This is a genomic window from Pseudomonas sp. A125 (assembly GCF_055409485.1).
This window is the reverse complement of the sequence record NZ_JBUZVP010000009.1, coordinates 76544-91810: the sequence shown is the minus strand read 5'-3', so window position 1 is coordinate 91810 and position 15267 is coordinate 76544. Positions and strand designations below refer to the sequence as shown.

The 15267-nt window shown below is 62.7% G+C and carries 14 protein-coding genes; 8 read left to right on the top strand and 6 right to left on the bottom strand.

Annotation, left to right across the window (positions count from 1 at the left end; genetic code table 11):
• Positions 1-73 precede the first annotated feature (73 nt).
• The 6 genes from cmoB to ACZRN6_RS14300 form a co-directional block, all read right to left on the bottom strand.
• The gene (cmoB, locus tag ACZRN6_RS14325; RefSeq protein ID WP_464008244.1) at positions 74-1030 is read right to left on the bottom strand and encodes a tRNA 5-methoxyuridine(34)/uridine 5-oxyacetic acid(34) synthase CmoB; all 957 of its coding nucleotides are present in this window, start codon (positions 1028-1030) and stop codon (positions 74-76) included.
• Positions 1027-1770, bottom strand: coding sequence for a carboxy-S-adenosyl-L-methionine synthase CmoA (cmoA, locus tag ACZRN6_RS14320; RefSeq protein WP_322143330.1), 744 nt, complete (start codon positions 1768-1770; stop codon positions 1027-1029). Before cmoA ends, cmoB begins: the two co-directional genes overlap by 4 nt.
• Positions 1771-1806: 36 nt before the next feature.
• Positions 1807-2463, bottom strand: a complete 657-nt coding sequence (locus ACZRN6_RS14315; RefSeq protein ID WP_464008243.1) for a lysoplasmalogenase — start codon at positions 2461-2463, stop codon at positions 1807-1809.
• Between the two features lies 1 nt (position 2464).
• Positions 2465-2857 (bottom strand): protease inhibitor I42 family protein, encoded by a 393-nt coding sequence (locus tag ACZRN6_RS14310; RefSeq protein ID WP_010176924.1) that lies wholly within the window; start codon positions 2855-2857, stop codon positions 2465-2467.
• Between the two features lie 388 nt (positions 2858-3245).
• The gene (gene lon / locus ACZRN6_RS14305; RefSeq protein ID WP_322143332.1) at positions 3246-5666 is read right to left on the bottom strand and encodes an endopeptidase La; all 2421 of its coding nucleotides are present in this window, start codon (positions 5664-5666) and stop codon (positions 3246-3248) included.
• A 255-nt stretch (positions 5667-5921) separates the two neighbouring features.
• A complete protein-coding gene (locus ACZRN6_RS14300; RefSeq protein ID WP_322143333.1) occupies positions 5922-6911 on the bottom strand; it encodes a GntR family transcriptional regulator in 990 nt (329 codons plus the stop codon).
• Between the two features lie 336 nt (positions 6912-7247).
• Here ACZRN6_RS14300 and ACZRN6_RS14295 point away from each other — a divergent pair, with 336 nt between their 5' ends.
• The 8 genes from ACZRN6_RS14295 (at position 7248) to ACZRN6_RS14260 (ending at position 15063) form a co-directional block, all read left to right on the top strand.
• On the top strand, positions 7248-8591 hold the full coding sequence (locus tag ACZRN6_RS14295) for an amidase (protein WP_464008242.1): 1344 nt from the start codon (positions 7248-7250) through the stop codon (positions 8589-8591).
• 11 nt (positions 8592-8602) lie between these two features.
• Entirely contained in the window at positions 8603-9481 is an 879-nt protein-coding gene (locus ACZRN6_RS14290) for a polysaccharide deacetylase family protein (protein WP_003210406.1), read from the top strand.
• Between the two features lie 42 nt (positions 9482-9523).
• Complete coding sequence (locus ACZRN6_RS14285) at positions 9524-10864, top strand: MFS transporter (protein WP_322143335.1); 1341 nt, start codon at positions 9524-9526, stop codon at positions 10862-10864.
• Between the two features lie 11 nt (positions 10865-10875).
• Positions 10876-11637: an SDR family NAD(P)-dependent oxidoreductase gene (locus tag ACZRN6_RS14280; RefSeq protein ID WP_464008241.1), complete on the top strand. Its 762-nt coding sequence runs from the start codon at positions 10876-10878 to the stop codon at positions 11635-11637.
• A 144-nt stretch (positions 11638-11781) separates the two neighbouring features.
• Positions 11782-12528: an SDR family NAD(P)-dependent oxidoreductase gene (locus ACZRN6_RS14275; protein WP_464008240.1), complete on the top strand. Its 747-nt coding sequence runs from the start codon at positions 11782-11784 to the stop codon at positions 12526-12528.
• A 12-nt stretch (positions 12529-12540) separates the two neighbouring features.
• The gene (locus tag ACZRN6_RS14270) at positions 12541-12834 is read left to right on the top strand and encodes a hypothetical protein (protein WP_322143338.1); all 294 of its coding nucleotides are present in this window, start codon (positions 12541-12543) and stop codon (positions 12832-12834) included.
• Between the two features lie 85 nt (positions 12835-12919).
• A complete protein-coding gene (locus ACZRN6_RS14265; protein WP_322143339.1) occupies positions 12920-13894 on the top strand; it encodes a CobW family GTP-binding protein in 975 nt (324 codons plus the stop codon).
• Positions 13891-15063 (top strand): ABC transporter substrate-binding protein, encoded by a 1173-nt coding sequence (locus tag ACZRN6_RS14260; protein WP_322143340.1) that lies wholly within the window; start codon positions 13891-13893, stop codon positions 15061-15063. The genes ACZRN6_RS14265 and ACZRN6_RS14260 overlap by 4 nt, the downstream gene beginning before the upstream one ends.
• Positions 15064-15267 lie beyond the last annotated feature (204 nt).

Genomic DNA, 15267 nt, shown 5'->3' with positions numbered 1-15267 from the left:
GTCGGCGGCACCTGTTAGTGCGCGGTGCTCCCGACGCAGCCTCGCTGGGGCTCGACAGCTGCTACGGGGAGGGTTACTTGCGAGCGACAATCACCGCCCGCATCGGCGCCGGCAGCCCTTCCAGGGTCTTGGTGTGATCCTCTGGGTCCAGGAAGTCACTGAGGGACTGGTACTTCATCCACTCCGTGCCGCGCTGTTCCTCGATCGTCGTCACGCTCACATCCACACAGCGCACATCACTGAAGCCCGCACGGCGCAGCCACAGCATCAGCGCCGGCACCGACGGCAGGAACCACACGTTGCGCATTTGCGCGTAGCGGTCTTCGGGCACCAGCACCTGTTGCTGGTCGCCTTCAACCACCAGCGTCTCCAACACCAATTCACCGCCTTTCACCAGGCAATCCTTCAGTGCCAGCAAATGCTCGATCGGTGAACGACGGTGGTAAAACACGCCCATGGAAAATACGGTGTCGAAGCCTTCCATGTGCGGCGGCAGGTCTTCAAACGGGAACGGCAAGTGCCAGGCCTTAGGCTCTGACAGGTAACGCTGCACCGCCTGGAACTGGCAAAAGAACAGCCAGTTCGGGTCGACGCCAATCACGCTGTCGGCGCCGGCGCCGAGCATGCGCCACATGTAATATCCGTTACCGCAGCCCACATCGAGAATGCGTTTGCCCTTGAGGTCCAGGTGCGGCGCGACCCGCGACCACTTCCAGTCCGAGCGCCATTCGGTGTCGACATGCACACCGAACAGGTCAAACGGACCCTTGCGCCACGGGCACAGGCCCATCAGCGCGGTGCGCATTTGCGCACGGGTTTCATCGTCGCAATCGGTGTCCAGCAGCAGGCCGTTCAGCAGGTCGATTTCGCTGGGCATGATCTTTGGCAGTGCATCCAGCGCGCTTTGCCAGCGCTCCAGGTCACCGTGGCCTTTTTCCATCTTCGCATCAAGTTGCGCTTGCAGGCCCTGGGCCCATACGGCCAGGGGAGTGCCGACCAGATGGCGGGCGAGGGGAGACAGATCAATCATGGCAAGGCAATCAACGAGGCAAAGTTAAGACACTGGAACCACGGCACGACTGTCGAGAACCCGGCTGCCAGCAGGCGTTCGCGGTGTTCTTCGAGGCTGTCGGGCTTCATGACGTTTTCGATGGCGCTGCGCTTCTGGGCGATTTCCAGTTCGCTGTAGCCGTTGGCGCGTTTGAAGGCGATGTGCAAATCAGTGAGCAACGCATGCTCTTGCGAATCATTGAAGCGCAGCTTTTCCGAGAGGATCAACGCGCCGCCCGGCAGCAGCGATTGGCGAATGCGCGAGAGCAAGGCCAGGCGTTGTTCGGGGGCGATAAATTGCAGGGTGAAGTTCAGCGCCACCACCGAAGCCGGCTGAAACTGCAGCGCGAGGATATCGCCCTCGATCACCTCCACCGGCAGCAACTCCTGGAACATCGAGTCCTGGCCATTGAGGTATTCGCGGCAACGCTCGACCATCGCCGCCGAGTTATCCACAGCGATCACCCGGCAACCGTCGGTGCGCACGTGACGGCGCAGGGCCTGGGTCACCGCGCCGAGGGATGAGCCGAGGTCGTAGAGCACGCTGTTGGGTTGGGCAAACTGCGCCGCCAGCACACCGAGGTTCTCGACGATGGTCGGGTAGCCGGGCACCGAGCGCTTGATCATGTCCGGGAAAACCCGCACCACGTCTTCGTTGAAGGCGAAGTCCGGCACCTGGGGCAGGGGCTGGGCGAATAGGCGATCGGGTTCTTTGCTCACGGCTGTTCCGGCGACGAAGGGGGAAAGCCGGGCATTTTAGCCAACTTGCTCCTCGGATGCGCGGGTTGTCTGATGGAACGCCGACGCGGTAATGCCCCACTGCCCCAGCCAATAGCTGACGATCAGTAAATACGGCGCGGCCTCAAACGCCACCACAAACCGATTGATGCCGATCAACGTGTCGGAAAACACGAACGACGCCGCACCTGCCGCCGCCAGGTACGCCGAGCGCTTGGGTACCTCGCTGCCCAAGCGTGCCAGCGCTCGCCACAGCATGGCGCTGATCACCAGGGCGTAAACCACCACCGGCACCAGCAACGGACCCAGGCCGTGGGAAATCAGGATGCCCAGCAAGATCGCGCCCACCACCAGTGCCAGCACCAGCGGCAAAATCGCCGGGCGGCGGCAGTCACTTAAGTAGGCTTTCAGATACGCCAGGTGCGCGAATAAAAAGGCACCCAGGCCGAAGATGAACAGGTCGCCGGGCCAGGCCAGCAGTACATCGCCCACCAGGGAAAAAATCAGCCCCAGGCTGATCCAGCGTCGATAGTCGGTGGGCGGCGCATCATGCAGCCAGCCCAACAACGCCAGCACCGGCAACGGCTTTACCAACAGGCAGAGCAGGGTGGCGTGGGTGCTCAGGCCGAAGATAAAGGTCACCGCACCCATCAACGCAAGGATCATCCATGGCATATCAGTTCACCGTAATGGCGCAGTCGAAGGTTTCGGCCGGTTCTGCTTCCGGCTCCCAGGGTTGTTGTGAGGTGAGGCGCAAACGGCCCTGCCCGGCGTTGAAGGCCTGGAAGCGCCAGGTGGACTGGCCGCCACTGCCGACCACGCCGGTGTCTTCGGTGTTGCTGTAGACCTCGGGGCTCAGGCTGCGCAGTACGCCGCCGGCCGAGTCCTGGATGGCCCAGCGGTAACCGGTGGTGGGGTTGCTGGGCAGGGTCAGGATCAGGTTTTGCCCGGTTTTGAGTTGCAGCGGGCAAGCGCTCTGTTTTTCCACGGTGACGTTTTGCTTCGGCGCACTGGCACAGGCGGCGAGCAGGCAAAGGCTCAGGGGGAGAAGCAGACGGGCAGCGGTCATGAGGGCTCCGTTGTTTGGCGACGAAGGGCGAGCATAACCGAAGATGAGACAAGGTGTGACAGGAAGGCAAACACCACTTAATAGTGGCGAGCGGGTTTATTGTGATGAGCGGGCTTGCTCGTGGTGAGCGGGCTTGCTTGTGGTGAGCGGGCTTGCCCCGCGCTGGGCTGCGAAGCAGCCCTTGGTAAACCTACTGCGTTTCTTCAGGCAGCAATCGCTTGCCTGTTTCAGGGCCGCTTCGCAGCCCAGCGCGGGGCAAGCCCGCTCACCACAGGGGCCGCTTCGCAGCCCAGCGCGGGGCAAGCCCGCTCACCACAGGGGCCGCTTCGCAGCCCAGCGCGGGGCAAGCCCGCTCACCACAGGGGCCAGTTCAGGCGCTGCATAACTGTCAGAACAACACCTTTGCCACATCCGCAAACCGCTTGGCAAAGTGCACGGTCATGCCTTCCTTCAGGTACTCCGGCAGCTCTTCAAAGCTTCCGCGATTGGGCTCCGGCAAGATCAGCTCATGAATCTTCTGGCGCCGCGCCGCAATCACCTTCTCGCGCACCCCGCCAATGGGCAGTACATGCCCGGTCAACGTCAGTTCACCGGTCATCGCCACGCCTTTTTTCGGCGGCTGGTTACGCGCCAGCGACAGCAATGCACTGGCCATAGTCACCCCGGCGCTCGGGCCGTCCTTGGGTGTCGCGCCTTCCGGCACGTGCAGGTGCACGAAGGCTTCGTCGAAGAACTTCGGGTCACCGCCAAACGACTTCAGGTTGGAGCTGATGTAGCTGTAGGCAATCTCGGCCGATTCCTTCATCACTTCACCCAACTGACCGGTGAGCTTGAAGCCACGGTTCAGCGTGTGAATGCGCGTCGCCTCGATCGGCAGCGTCGCACCGCCCATGCTGGTCCAGGCCAGGCCGGTAATCACCCCGGTGCCAGACAGCACTTGCTCGTTACGAAACACTGGCATCCCCAGGGAGGCTTCCAGGTCCTTGTTGCCGATCTTGATCACCGAGTCCGGCTCATCCAGCAGCTTGACCACCGCCTTGCGCACCAGTTTGCCCAGCTGTTTCTCCAATTGGCGCACACCGGCTTCGCGGGCGTAACCATCGATCAAGGCGCGCAGCGCGCCGTCGCTGATGGACAGGCTGTTTTTCGACACGCCGGCTTTGTCCAACTGCTTTGGCCACAGGTGACGCTTGGCAATCGCGACTTTTTCTTCGGTGATGTAGCCCGACAGGCGAATCACTTCCATCCGGTCCAGCAACGGGCCGGGAATTGAATCCAGGGTGTTGGCGGTGCACACGAACAGCACTTTGGACAGGTCCAGGCGCAGGTCCAGGTAGTGGTCGAGGAATTCGACGTTCTGTTCCGGGTCCAGGGTTTCGAGCAGGGCCGAAGCAGGGTCGCCCTGGTAGCTCTGGCCCATCTTGTCGATCTCGTCGAGCATGATCACCGGGTTCATCACCTCCACATCCTTGAGCGCTTGCACCAGCTTGCCCGGCATGGCGCCGATGTAGGTGCGGCGATGGCCCTTGATCTCGGCCTCGTCACGCATGCCGCCGACGCTGAAGCGATAGAACGGCCGGCCGAGGGATTCGGCAATCGATTTACCGACACTGGTCTTGCCCACGCCCGGCGGGCCCACCAGCAACACGATGGAGCCGGCGACTTCGCCTTTGTAGGCACCCACCGCGAGGAATTCGAGGATGCGACTCTTGATGTCGTCGAGGCCAGCGTGGTGCTTGTCGAGCACTTTGCGGGCGTGCTTGAGGTCGAGTTTGTCCTCGCCATACACGCCCCACGGCACCGAGGTGGCCCAGTCGAGGTAGTTGCGGGTGACCGCGTACTCCGGCGAGCCGGTTTCCAGGATCGACAGCTTGTTCATTTCTTCAGTGATGCGTTTCTGCGCCTGGGCCGGCAGCACCTTGTCCACCAGGCGTTGTTCGAACTGCTCGACGTCGGCGCTGCGATCGTCCTTGGTCAGCCCCAGCTCCTGCTGGATGACCTTGAGTTGTTCCTTGAGGAAGAACTCGCGCTGGTGCTCGCCGATCTTGCGGTTCACTTCGGCGGAGATTTCTTTTTGCAGGCGCGCGACTTCGACTTCCTTGCGCAGCATCGGCAGGACTTTTTCCATGCGTTTGAGCATGGGCACGCAGTCCAGCACTTGCTGCAACTCATTGCCGGTGGCCGAGGTGAGGGCGGCGGCGAAGTCGGTCAGCGGCGACGGGTCGTTGGGGCTGAAGCGGTTGAGGTAGTTTTTCAGCTCTTCGCTGTACAGCGGGTTGAGCGGCAGCAGTTCCTTGATCGCATTGATCAGCGCCATGCCGTAGGCCTTGACCTCGTCGGTCGGCTGGGTCGGCTGGTGCGGGTATTCGACTTCCACCAGATACGGCGGGCGGTGGTGCTTGAGCCAGGTCTTGATGCGTACGCGGGTCAGGCCCTGGGCGACGAATTGCAGCTTGCCGTCTTCGCGGCTGGCGTGGTGCACCTTCACCAGGGTGCCGTACAGCGGCAGGCTGGAGGTGTCGAAGTGGCGCGGGTCTTCGGGTGGGGTTTCCATGAAGAACAGGGCCAGGGAGTGGTGGTCGGACTTGCTCACCAACTCCAGGGTTTCGGCCCATGGCTCTTCATTGACGATCACCGGCAGTACTTGCGCCGGGAAGAACGGCCGATTGTGGATCGGGATGATGTAAACCTTGTCGGGCAGGTTTTGCCCGGGCAGGGCCAGGCCAGTGTTGGCAGAAGTGTGTTCAGCGTTTTCCGGATCGGCGTAGTCGTTGAGGTCGATGTCCGGGAATTCTTGCTGGTCGCTCATGGGGCACCTGCATAAGGAAGTATGCAAGTTAGATGGGGCAGGTCGGCAGTGGTTTCAATGGGCGGGGTGAGATAGCAACATATTGCACAATATTTTCGAAACGCAGCTGGACCAATATGGGAGCGGGCTTGCTGTGGCGAGCGGGCTTGCCCCGCGTAGGGCTGCGAAGCAGCCCCATCCATCTGTGGTGAACCCGACGGGGGACAAGCCCCCTCACCACAGCAAGCCCGCTCCCACAGGTTGGATTGCGTTTCGTCAGCTGAGTTTGTGCAGGTAGGCGGGCAGCGGCTGTTCGGGCAGCACCGACAACACCTTCAAACGCTGCAACATCCGTTGCCGGGCCCGTTGCAGGTGCTCGCGCAGGTTCAGCGCGGCGGCGTCGAATGCGCCGTGCAGCAACAGCTCAAGGATCAGCCGGTGCTCGGCCAGCATCGCCGGGTCGGCGCCGATGCCCAGCAGGCGGTAGAAAATCCGGCTGATGATCATCGGGCTCTGTCCCTGGCGGATCAGCGCGGCAATCTTGCGGTTTTGCAGGCCGGCGAGGCAGTGCTGGTGCAGGTCTTCCTCGATCTGCTCGATTTCTTCCAGGCTGCAATGAGCGCTGTGTTGCGCATCGAGCACGCGCTGCAACATGGCTTGCAGCAGGTCGCGGTCGAGGTTCGGCGCGCTCTGGCGCAGGGCTTCGGGCTCAAGGCAGGCGCGCAATTCGTAGTCTTCGGTGACTTCCCTCGCGGTCAGCGGCCCGGCCAGCCATTGGGAATAGGGTTCCTTTTCCACCAGGCCACGGTCGCGCAGACGCATCAATGCTTCACGCACCACCGCACGGCTGACGTTGTAGTGCTCGGCGGCGGCTTGTTCATCCAGGCGGTAATGCCCGAAGGCGATGCAGGTAGAGAGTGCTGCGCCGATTTCCTCGACGATGCGCTCCCCCAGTGGCCGGGTGTCTACCAGTTCATCTTCACCGTTGAGGCCCAGATGCGCGTGGCTCAGGGGCAGGCGCAGCGGTTCCATCTCCAGGCCATCGGGGTTGATCAGGTAACCCCGGCCATCGAAGCGGCAAATCAACCCTTCGTCGTGCAACAGGTTCAAGGCTTTGCGCACCGGCACCCGGCTGGTACCGAACAGTTCGGCCAGCGGCGCTTCCAGCAACACCAGGCCATGGCGGGCGGTGCCGTGGGTGATGGCGTCGCGCAAAACCTGATGAATCATCGCGTAACGGGAAGCCGAGGCTGACACTGCTTTCATCGGGCTCTCTGGGGCAAACGGATCGGTGGTCGCCGATTCTCTCATAGTTGTGCCTGTCACTCCGCGCCACGTCGGTGGCACTTTTTTGGGGCCTTGAGAGGCTGTTTGTTACTTTTATGCACCAAAATGTATTTATTAATAAAAGATACATTATTTCATTGCGGACGAGCATGAAACGCTTGCCCCTGTTTCTTTTCTCGCCTCGAACCCATCTAGCCCGTGGCTCTGCTCCAAAGGGTGGGATACGTCAACGAGGCTGTGCACAAGACTGGCACGAAAGCTGCCTTTATAAAATGTACATTTTATTAATATGTACGTTTTTAGAAGGTTATTCCCATGTCAGACGCCACTTCACTGGCCGAGGATTTTGCCAGCGGTCGCAGCGATCCGGTGTACGCCCTCGAACAGGCACTCGCCCACGCGAGCAGCGCCACCGGGGTATTCATCTCCCTGAGCGCCGAGCGTGCCCGGCGTGAGGCCCAAGCCTCTGCGGCCCGTTGGCGTGCCGGCCAGCCGTTGAGCGTGTTTGATGGCGTGCCCCTGGCCTGGAAAGATTTGTTCGATGTGGCCGGCAGCATTACCACGGCGGGCACGGCCTATCGCAGCCACGCGCCGGCCGCCTTGCTCGACGCGCCGAGTGTGGGCCTGCTGTGCCGCGCCGGGATGGTCAGCGTGGGCAAGACCAACCTCAGCGAGTTGGCGTATTCGGGCCTGGGCCTGAACCCGCATTTCGGCACGCCGCACAACCCGAGCAGCATTGATCAACCGCGGATCCCGGGTGGTTCTTCTTCCGGTTCTGCGGTAGCGGTGGCCGCCGGGATCGTGCCGATCGCCATGGGCACCGACACCGCCGGCTCGATCCGTATTCCCGCTGCGCTGAACGGGGTGGTGGGGTATCGCAGCAGCTGCCGGCGCTACAGCCGCGACGGCGTTTTTCCGCTGGCCCATACCCTCGACAGCCTGGGCCCGCTGACCCGCAGCGTGCGCGATGCGCTGGCCATCGACGACCTACTGAACGGGCGCGACCAGCGCCAGCCACGCCAGGCCCGTAGCCTCAATGGGCAGCGCTTCTGGGTCGAACAAAGTGTGCTGGAAGATGCCCGTGTCGAACCCGCCGTGCGCGACAACCTGCAGCAATGCGTGAACCGCTTAAAAGCCGGTGGTGCGTTGGTCGAAGTACGCCCCTCGAAGACCTTCCAGGCCACCCTCGACTTGATCCAGCACCAAGGCTGGCTGGGCTCCTTCGAAGCCTTCGCCCTCCACGAAGCCCTGCTCGACAGCCCCGACGCCGAGCAACTCGACCCCCGCGTACGCCGCCGCCTTGAAGCGGCCCGCACACTGCCGGCCAGCCAACTGCTGGCGTTATACGACGCCCGCCGCCGCCTGCAACAGCAGCTGATTGACGAGCTCGACGGCGCGATCCTCATCACCCCCACCGTGGCCCACGTGGCCCCGGCCCTGGCGCCGTTGGAAGCCGACGATCAACTGTTCGTCAGCACCAACCTCGCCACCCTGCGCCTGACCATGCCCGGCAGCCTGCTGGACATGCCCGGCGTCAGCCTGCCCAGCGGCCGCGATGCCCTGGGCCTGCCCACCGGCCTGCTACTCAGCGCCCCCAGCGGCGAAGACGCGCGCCTGCTTCGGGCTGCCCTGTCAGTCGAAACAGCACTCACTTTTTAAGGAGACACATCATGGCTAAAGACATCCTCTGTGCATTTGGCGTCGACGTCGACGCGGTCGCCGGCTGGCTCGGTTCCTATGGCGGCGAAGACTCCCCGGACGACATTTCCCGCGGCCTGTTCGCCGGTGAAATCGGCGCGCCGCGCCTGCTCAAATTGTTCGAGCGCTATGGCCTGCGCACCACCTGGTTTATCCCCGGCCACTCGATGGAAACCTTCCCCGAGCAAATGAAGGCAGTGGCCGACGCCGGCCACGAAATCGGCGTGCACGGCTACAGCCACGAAAACCCCATCGCCATGACCGCCGAGCAGGAAGAAATCGTCCTCGACAAGTCCATCGAGCTGATCACCCAGGTCACCGGCAAGCGCCCCACCGGCTACGTCGCGCCATGGTGGGAATTCAGCAAGGTGACCAACGAACTGCTGCTGAAAAAAGGCATCAAGTACGACCACAGCCTGATGCACAACGACTTCCACCCCTACTACGTGCGCAAGGGCGACACCTGGACCAAGATCGACTACAGCCAGCACCCCGACACCTGGATGAAACCCCTGGTGCGCGGCGAAGAAACCGACCTGGTGGAGATCCCGGCCAACTGGTATCTCGACGACCTGCCGCCAATGATGTTCATCAAGAAAGCCCCCAACAGCCACGGCTTCGTCAACCCGCGTCACCTGGAAGAAATGTGGCGCGACCAGTTCGACTGGGTCTACCGCGAGCATGAACACGCGGTGTTCACCATGACCATCCACCCCGACGTTTCCGGCCGCCCGCAAGTGCTGCTGATGCTTGAACGGTTGATCGAACACATCCAGAGCCATGCCGGCGTGCGCTTCGTCACCTTCGACGAAATCGCCGATGACTTTATCCGCCGCCAACCGCGTACCTGACACCCGTACCTAACCCCTGGCCCACCTTGCGAGGCGCGATTTATGTCTATCTACAACAAGCTTGATCTGACTGGCTGGAAACCCCGGCAACTGACGCCCAAGGAAGTGCGGTTCGCCACCTGGATCGCGTTTTTCGCCTGGGTGTTTGCGGTGTATGACTTCATCCTGTTCGGCACCTTGCTGCCGGAAATCGGCCGGCACTTTAACTGGGGTGAAGTGGAGCAGGCAGAGATTGCGACATGGGTGGCGGTAGGCACCGCCGTGGTCGCGCTGGCCATCGGTCCGATCGTGGACAAGCTGGGCCGGCGCAAGGGGATTATTTTCACCGTGGCCGGTTCGGCGATCTGCTCGGCACTCACCGCGATTGGCGGCGCGTGGGGCAAGTCGTCGCTGATCCTGATCCGTTCGCTGGGCGGCCTGGGTTATGCCGAGGAAACCGTCAACGCGACCTACCTGAGCGAGTTGTACGCTGCCTCCGATGATCCAAAACTGGCCAAGCGTCGCGGCTTTATCTACAGCCTGGTGCAGGGCGGTTGGCCGGTGGGTGCGTTGATCGCGGCAGGGTTGACCGCGCTGTTGTTGCCGGTGATTGGCTGGCAGGGTTGCTTCGTGTTTGCAGCGATCCCGGCGATTGTGATTGCGGTCATGGCGCGCAAGCTCAAGGAAAGCCCGCAGTTCCAGATTCACCAGCGCATCAGCGAACTGCGCAAAAGCGGCTCGGTAAAAGAAGCGCAGAACGTCGCCGTGACCTACGGCGTGGACTATGACGAACACAGCAAGGCTGGCCTCAAGGCTGCGTTCCGTGGCCCGGCGCGCCGTGCAACATTGGTGATTGGCGCGGCGCTGTTGCTCAACTGGGCGGCGATCCAGGTGTTCAGCGTGCTGGGCACTTCGGTGATCGTCAGCGTGCACCACATCTCGTTCGAGAACTCGCTGATCATCCTCGTGCTATCGAACCTGGTGGGTTACTGCGGCTACCTCAGCCACGGCTGGATGGGCGACAAGATCGGCCGCCGCAACGTCATTGGCCTGGGCTGGATGCTCGGCGGGCTGGCGTTTGCCGGGATGCTCTATGGCCCGAGCAACATGGCGATGGTGGTCGGTCTGTACAGCCTGGGCCTGTTCTTCCTGATCGGGCCGTACTCGGCGGCGCTGTTTTTCATCAGCGAAAGTTTTCCCACCAGCATCCGTGCCACCGGTGGCGCGATCATCCATGCCATGGGGCCGATTGGTGCCGTGGTCGCAGGGTTCGGCGCCACTCAAGTGTTGTCGGCCGGCAGTGACTGGCAGACCGCTGCGCTGTGGTTCGGCGCGCTGCCGTGCTTCCTGTCCGGTGCGTTGATGTTTGCCGCGCGTCATGTGCGTCCGGAAACCGTTCAGTAAGGAGTGAGTTGATGAGTCGTAGAGTTGCGTTGATTACCGGTGCCGCCAGCGGCATCGGCCAGGCCCTCGCGGTGGCGTATGCCCGCAGTGGCGTGGCGGTGGTGGGCGGGTATTACCCGGCCGATCCTCATGACCCGCATCACACTGTTTTGCAGGTGGAAGAAGCCGGCGGTGAATGCCTGATGTTGCCGCTGGACGTGGGCGATACCGCGTCGGTGGATAACCTGGCGGCGCAGGCGGTCCAGCACTTTGGTCGCCTCGATTACGCGGTAGCCAACGCGGGGTTGTTAAGGCGCGCACCGTTGCTGGAGATGACCGACGAGCTGTGGAACGAGATGCTCAACGTCGACCTGACCGGGGTGATGCGCACCTTCCGGGCGGCGACCCGGCATATGCACGAAGGCGGCGCGTTGGTGGCGATTTCGTCGATTGCCGGTGGCGTATATGGCTGGCAGGAGCACGCGCACTATGCGGCTGCCAAGGCGGGTGTGCCGGGGTTGTGTCGGTCGCTGGCGGTGGAACTGGCGCCGTTGGGGATTCGCTGCAATGCGGTGATCCCGGGGTTGATCGAGACGCCGCAGTCGCTGGATGCGAAAAACTCCCTGGGCCCGGAAGGACTGGCGAAAGCGGCGCGGGCGATTCCATTGGGCCGGGTAGGGCGGGCGGATGAAGTGGCGTCCCTGGTGCGGTTCTTGACCAGTGAGGAGTCGAGTTACCTGACCGGGCAAAGCATTGTAATTGATGGTGGCTTGACCGTGCGCTGGCCGGATTGATGCGGATTCAAGTCTGATGCAATTCAAATGTGGGAGCTGGCTTGCCTGCGATGCAGGCAACTCGGTCCTTCAGATACACCGAGGTGATGCCATCGCAGGCAAGCCAGCTCCCACAGGTAACACTCGACCCGTAGAGGAATAACAATGCCCCAACTTGCTAACCGCCGTGCTGTGATCACCGGCGCCGGCAGCGGTATCGGCGCCGCCATCGCACGCGCCTATGCCGTCGAAGGCGCACGTCTGCTATTGGCCGACCGTAACGCCGCAACCCTGGCCGAAACCGCGATCACCTGCCGCAACCTCGGCGCCGAAGTCCTTGAGTGCGTAGCCGACGTCGGCACTGTCGACGGCGCCCAGGCCAGCGTCGATGCCTGCGTCGCCCACTACGGCGGCATCGACATCCTGGTCAACAACGCCGGCATGCTGACCCAGGCCCGTTGCGTCGATCTGACCATGGACATGTGGAACGACATGCTGCGCGTCGACCTCACCAGCGTCTTCGTCGCCAGCCAGCGCGCCTTGCCCCACATGGTCGCCCAGCGCTGGGGGCGGATTATCAACGTCGCTTCGCAACTGGGTATCAAGGGTGGTGCAGAGCTCACGCACTATGCCGCGGCAAAGGCCGGCGTCATTGGTTTCACAAAATCCCTGGCCCTGGAAGTGGCCAAGGACAACGTGTTGGTGAATGCCATCGCGCCCGGGCCCATCGAGACGCCATTGGTAGGCGGCATCAGCGACACCTGGAAACGTGCCAAGGCCGCCGAGCTGCCCCTGGGCCGTTTTGGCCTGGCGGACGAAGTGGCACCCACCGCCGTGCTATTGGCCAGCGAGGGCGGCAACCTGTTCGTCGGCCAGACCCTCGGCCCGAATTCCGGCGATGTCATGCCATGAGCGGGCAATAGCATGTGCGGACTCTGCGGCCTGCTGGGCGAAGACCTGCACTGGAGCGACCCGTTGGGCGATGAATTGCCGCGACGGCGCGAACGCTTGCGCCGCATTGCCGCGATCAATCAGGTGCTGGCAGTGTTCCGGCTCAAGGTCGAAGACTTCCAGGGCGCGTCCTATCTGCTGCTGGGCGCTACCGGCAAACAGGCACTGGCCAGCGGCCTGGATGAGTTGTGGCGGGCGGCAGAGACCCTGCTCGGTCGACCGCTGGACCCGTTGGACCCGCGCCTGCTCGATCATCTGGAGCTGTAGGAGCCCGGCTTGCCGGCGATGGCGCCCTTCATATCGCCATCGCCGGCAAGCCGGGCTCCTACAGGGGCATCATTGAGGTAGAAATATGAGCATCGCTCTGAACGTCATCACCGGTTTTCTCGGCAGCGGCAAGACCACCCTGCTCAAGCGCCTGCTGCAAGGCGAAAGCCTCGGAGACACGGCGTTGCTGATCAATGAATTCGGCGACGTCGGCATCGACCATCTGCTGGTGGAAGAAGTGGCGCCGGACACGGTGTTGTTGCCCAGCGGTTGCGTCTGCTGTTCGATTCGCGGCGAGTTGAAAGACGCCTTGCTCGGCCTGTTGCAGCGCCGCGAGCGGGGCGAGATTCCGGCGTTCAAACGGGTAATCCTGGAGACCACCGGCCTGGCCGACCCGGCGCCGATCCTGGCCACGTTGAACAACGACGTGCAACTGCGCGGGCGCTTTCATATTGGCCTGGTGGTCACGTTGGTGGACGCCAGCCACGCCGCCTTGCAAGAGCGCCTGCACCCGGAATGGCTGGCGCAAGTGGCCGCCGCCGATCGCCTGCTGTTGAGCAAGACCGACCTCATCGAAGACGGCGGCCCACTGCGCGCGCATTTGCAGGCACTGAACGCCGGTACGCCGATCCTCAACACCTGCGACATCGACAGCGGTGAGCAACTGCTGCTCGGCGAAGGCCTGCGCAGTGCCGAACCCGCCGCTGAAGTCCGCCGCTGGAAACTCCATCAAACCACCGCCGCCAACCACGGCGACGCGCAAGTCTGCTGCCTGACCTTCGACCAGCCGCTGGATTGGGTGGGGTTCGGGGTCTGGTTATCGATGCTGTTAAGATGCCACGGCGAACGTATTCTTCGCGTCAAAGGACTGCTCAACGTGAACGCAAGCTTGGCCCCCATCGTCATTCATGGCGTGCAGCATTGCCTGCATGCGCCGGTCCACTTGCCCGCATGGCCGGGCACCGATCGGCAGTCACGCCTGGTGTTTATCCTGCGTGGCCTCGACCCGGCGCTGCTGCGTCGCTCCTTTGAAGTGTTCTCCAGAAGGTTTGCCGCATGATCACGCTTCGCGTCCTCGGCACGTCGGTAACCTTGCTCGAAACCTTGCGTGTGCGCGCTGAACAAGACTTGGGCATTCGCCTGGTGTACCAGGTGCACGATGTGGCGCAGGCCCAGCGCATCGCAGTCATGCAGCCCGACAGCTACGACCTCTACGACCAGTGGTTTCACAACGTCGACTTCGTATGGCCGGCGCGGGCGATCCAGCCGATCGACACCCGGCGTATTGCCCTGTGGCACGAGATCAACGACTTGCCCAAGCGCGGCCGTTTGTCTGCCAACGACCGCCTGGGCAGCGGCAGTGTGCCCAGCGAGCGCTTGTTCGTGCAGCACGACGGCAGCCTCGGCAGCACCGTCACCGAACGCATCAGCATGCTGCCGCTGACCCACAATGCCGACAGTTTTGCCTACCGCCCTGAACGGTTGCCCGAAGGTTTCAACCGCGCCAACGAGAGCTGGGGCTGGCTGCTGGACCCGGCCTGGGGAGCGCGCACCGCGTTGCAAAGTGACGCCGCCATCGGAGCCCTCGACGCCGCGCTGGCGGTGCAGGGCGCGGGGCTCGCGAGCTTCAAGGACATCGGCAACATGAGCATCGAGGAAATCGACGTACTCGCCGATATTTTGGTGCGCAAGCAGAAGGAAGGGCACTTTGCAGCGTTCTGGTCCGATGACGAAGAAGCGGCGCAATTGATGCTCCGCCCGAGCATCGACATCCAGAGTTTGTGGTCTCCGACCCTGATGCGCCTGCATCGGGCCGGGGTCAAATACCGCTTGGCCGTGCCCAGTGAAGGCTATCGCGCCTGGTTCGGCGGGTTGTCATTGTCGCGTCATGCCAAGGGCCCAGTGCTGGATGCGGCCTACGCCTACCTCAACTGGTGGCTGTCCGGCTGGCCTGGCGCGGTAATGGCGCGCCAGGGTTACTACATCGGCAACCCGGCCCGCAGCCGTGATCACTTGAGCGGCGCCGAATGGGACTACTGGTACGCCGGCCTGCCCGCGCGGGAGGAGCTGCTGGGCAGCGATGGCCTGCCGTTGATCGACGTGGGAGAAGTGCGCGACGGCGGTTCCTATCAGCAGCGCATGGGCCATATCGCGGTGTGGAACTCGGTGATGGACGAGCACAACTACCTGGTGCGGCGTTGGGGTGACTTCATGCGGGCGCGCATCTAGGCCTGATGAGGTGGTCGCCAAATTAATGACACTAAAGTTCCCGTATTTATTGGGTGCACTTCTTCTCTTGCGCAGCTAATCTGGATAATTCGAATGCCCTGACGGAAAGGGCATTTATTTGACGCCAGTTCAGCTATCGCGAGGGACGCGCATGACGCAGGGACGTTTCGGCTGGAGGGAGCAGGCGCTGCCAGAGGGCAACAA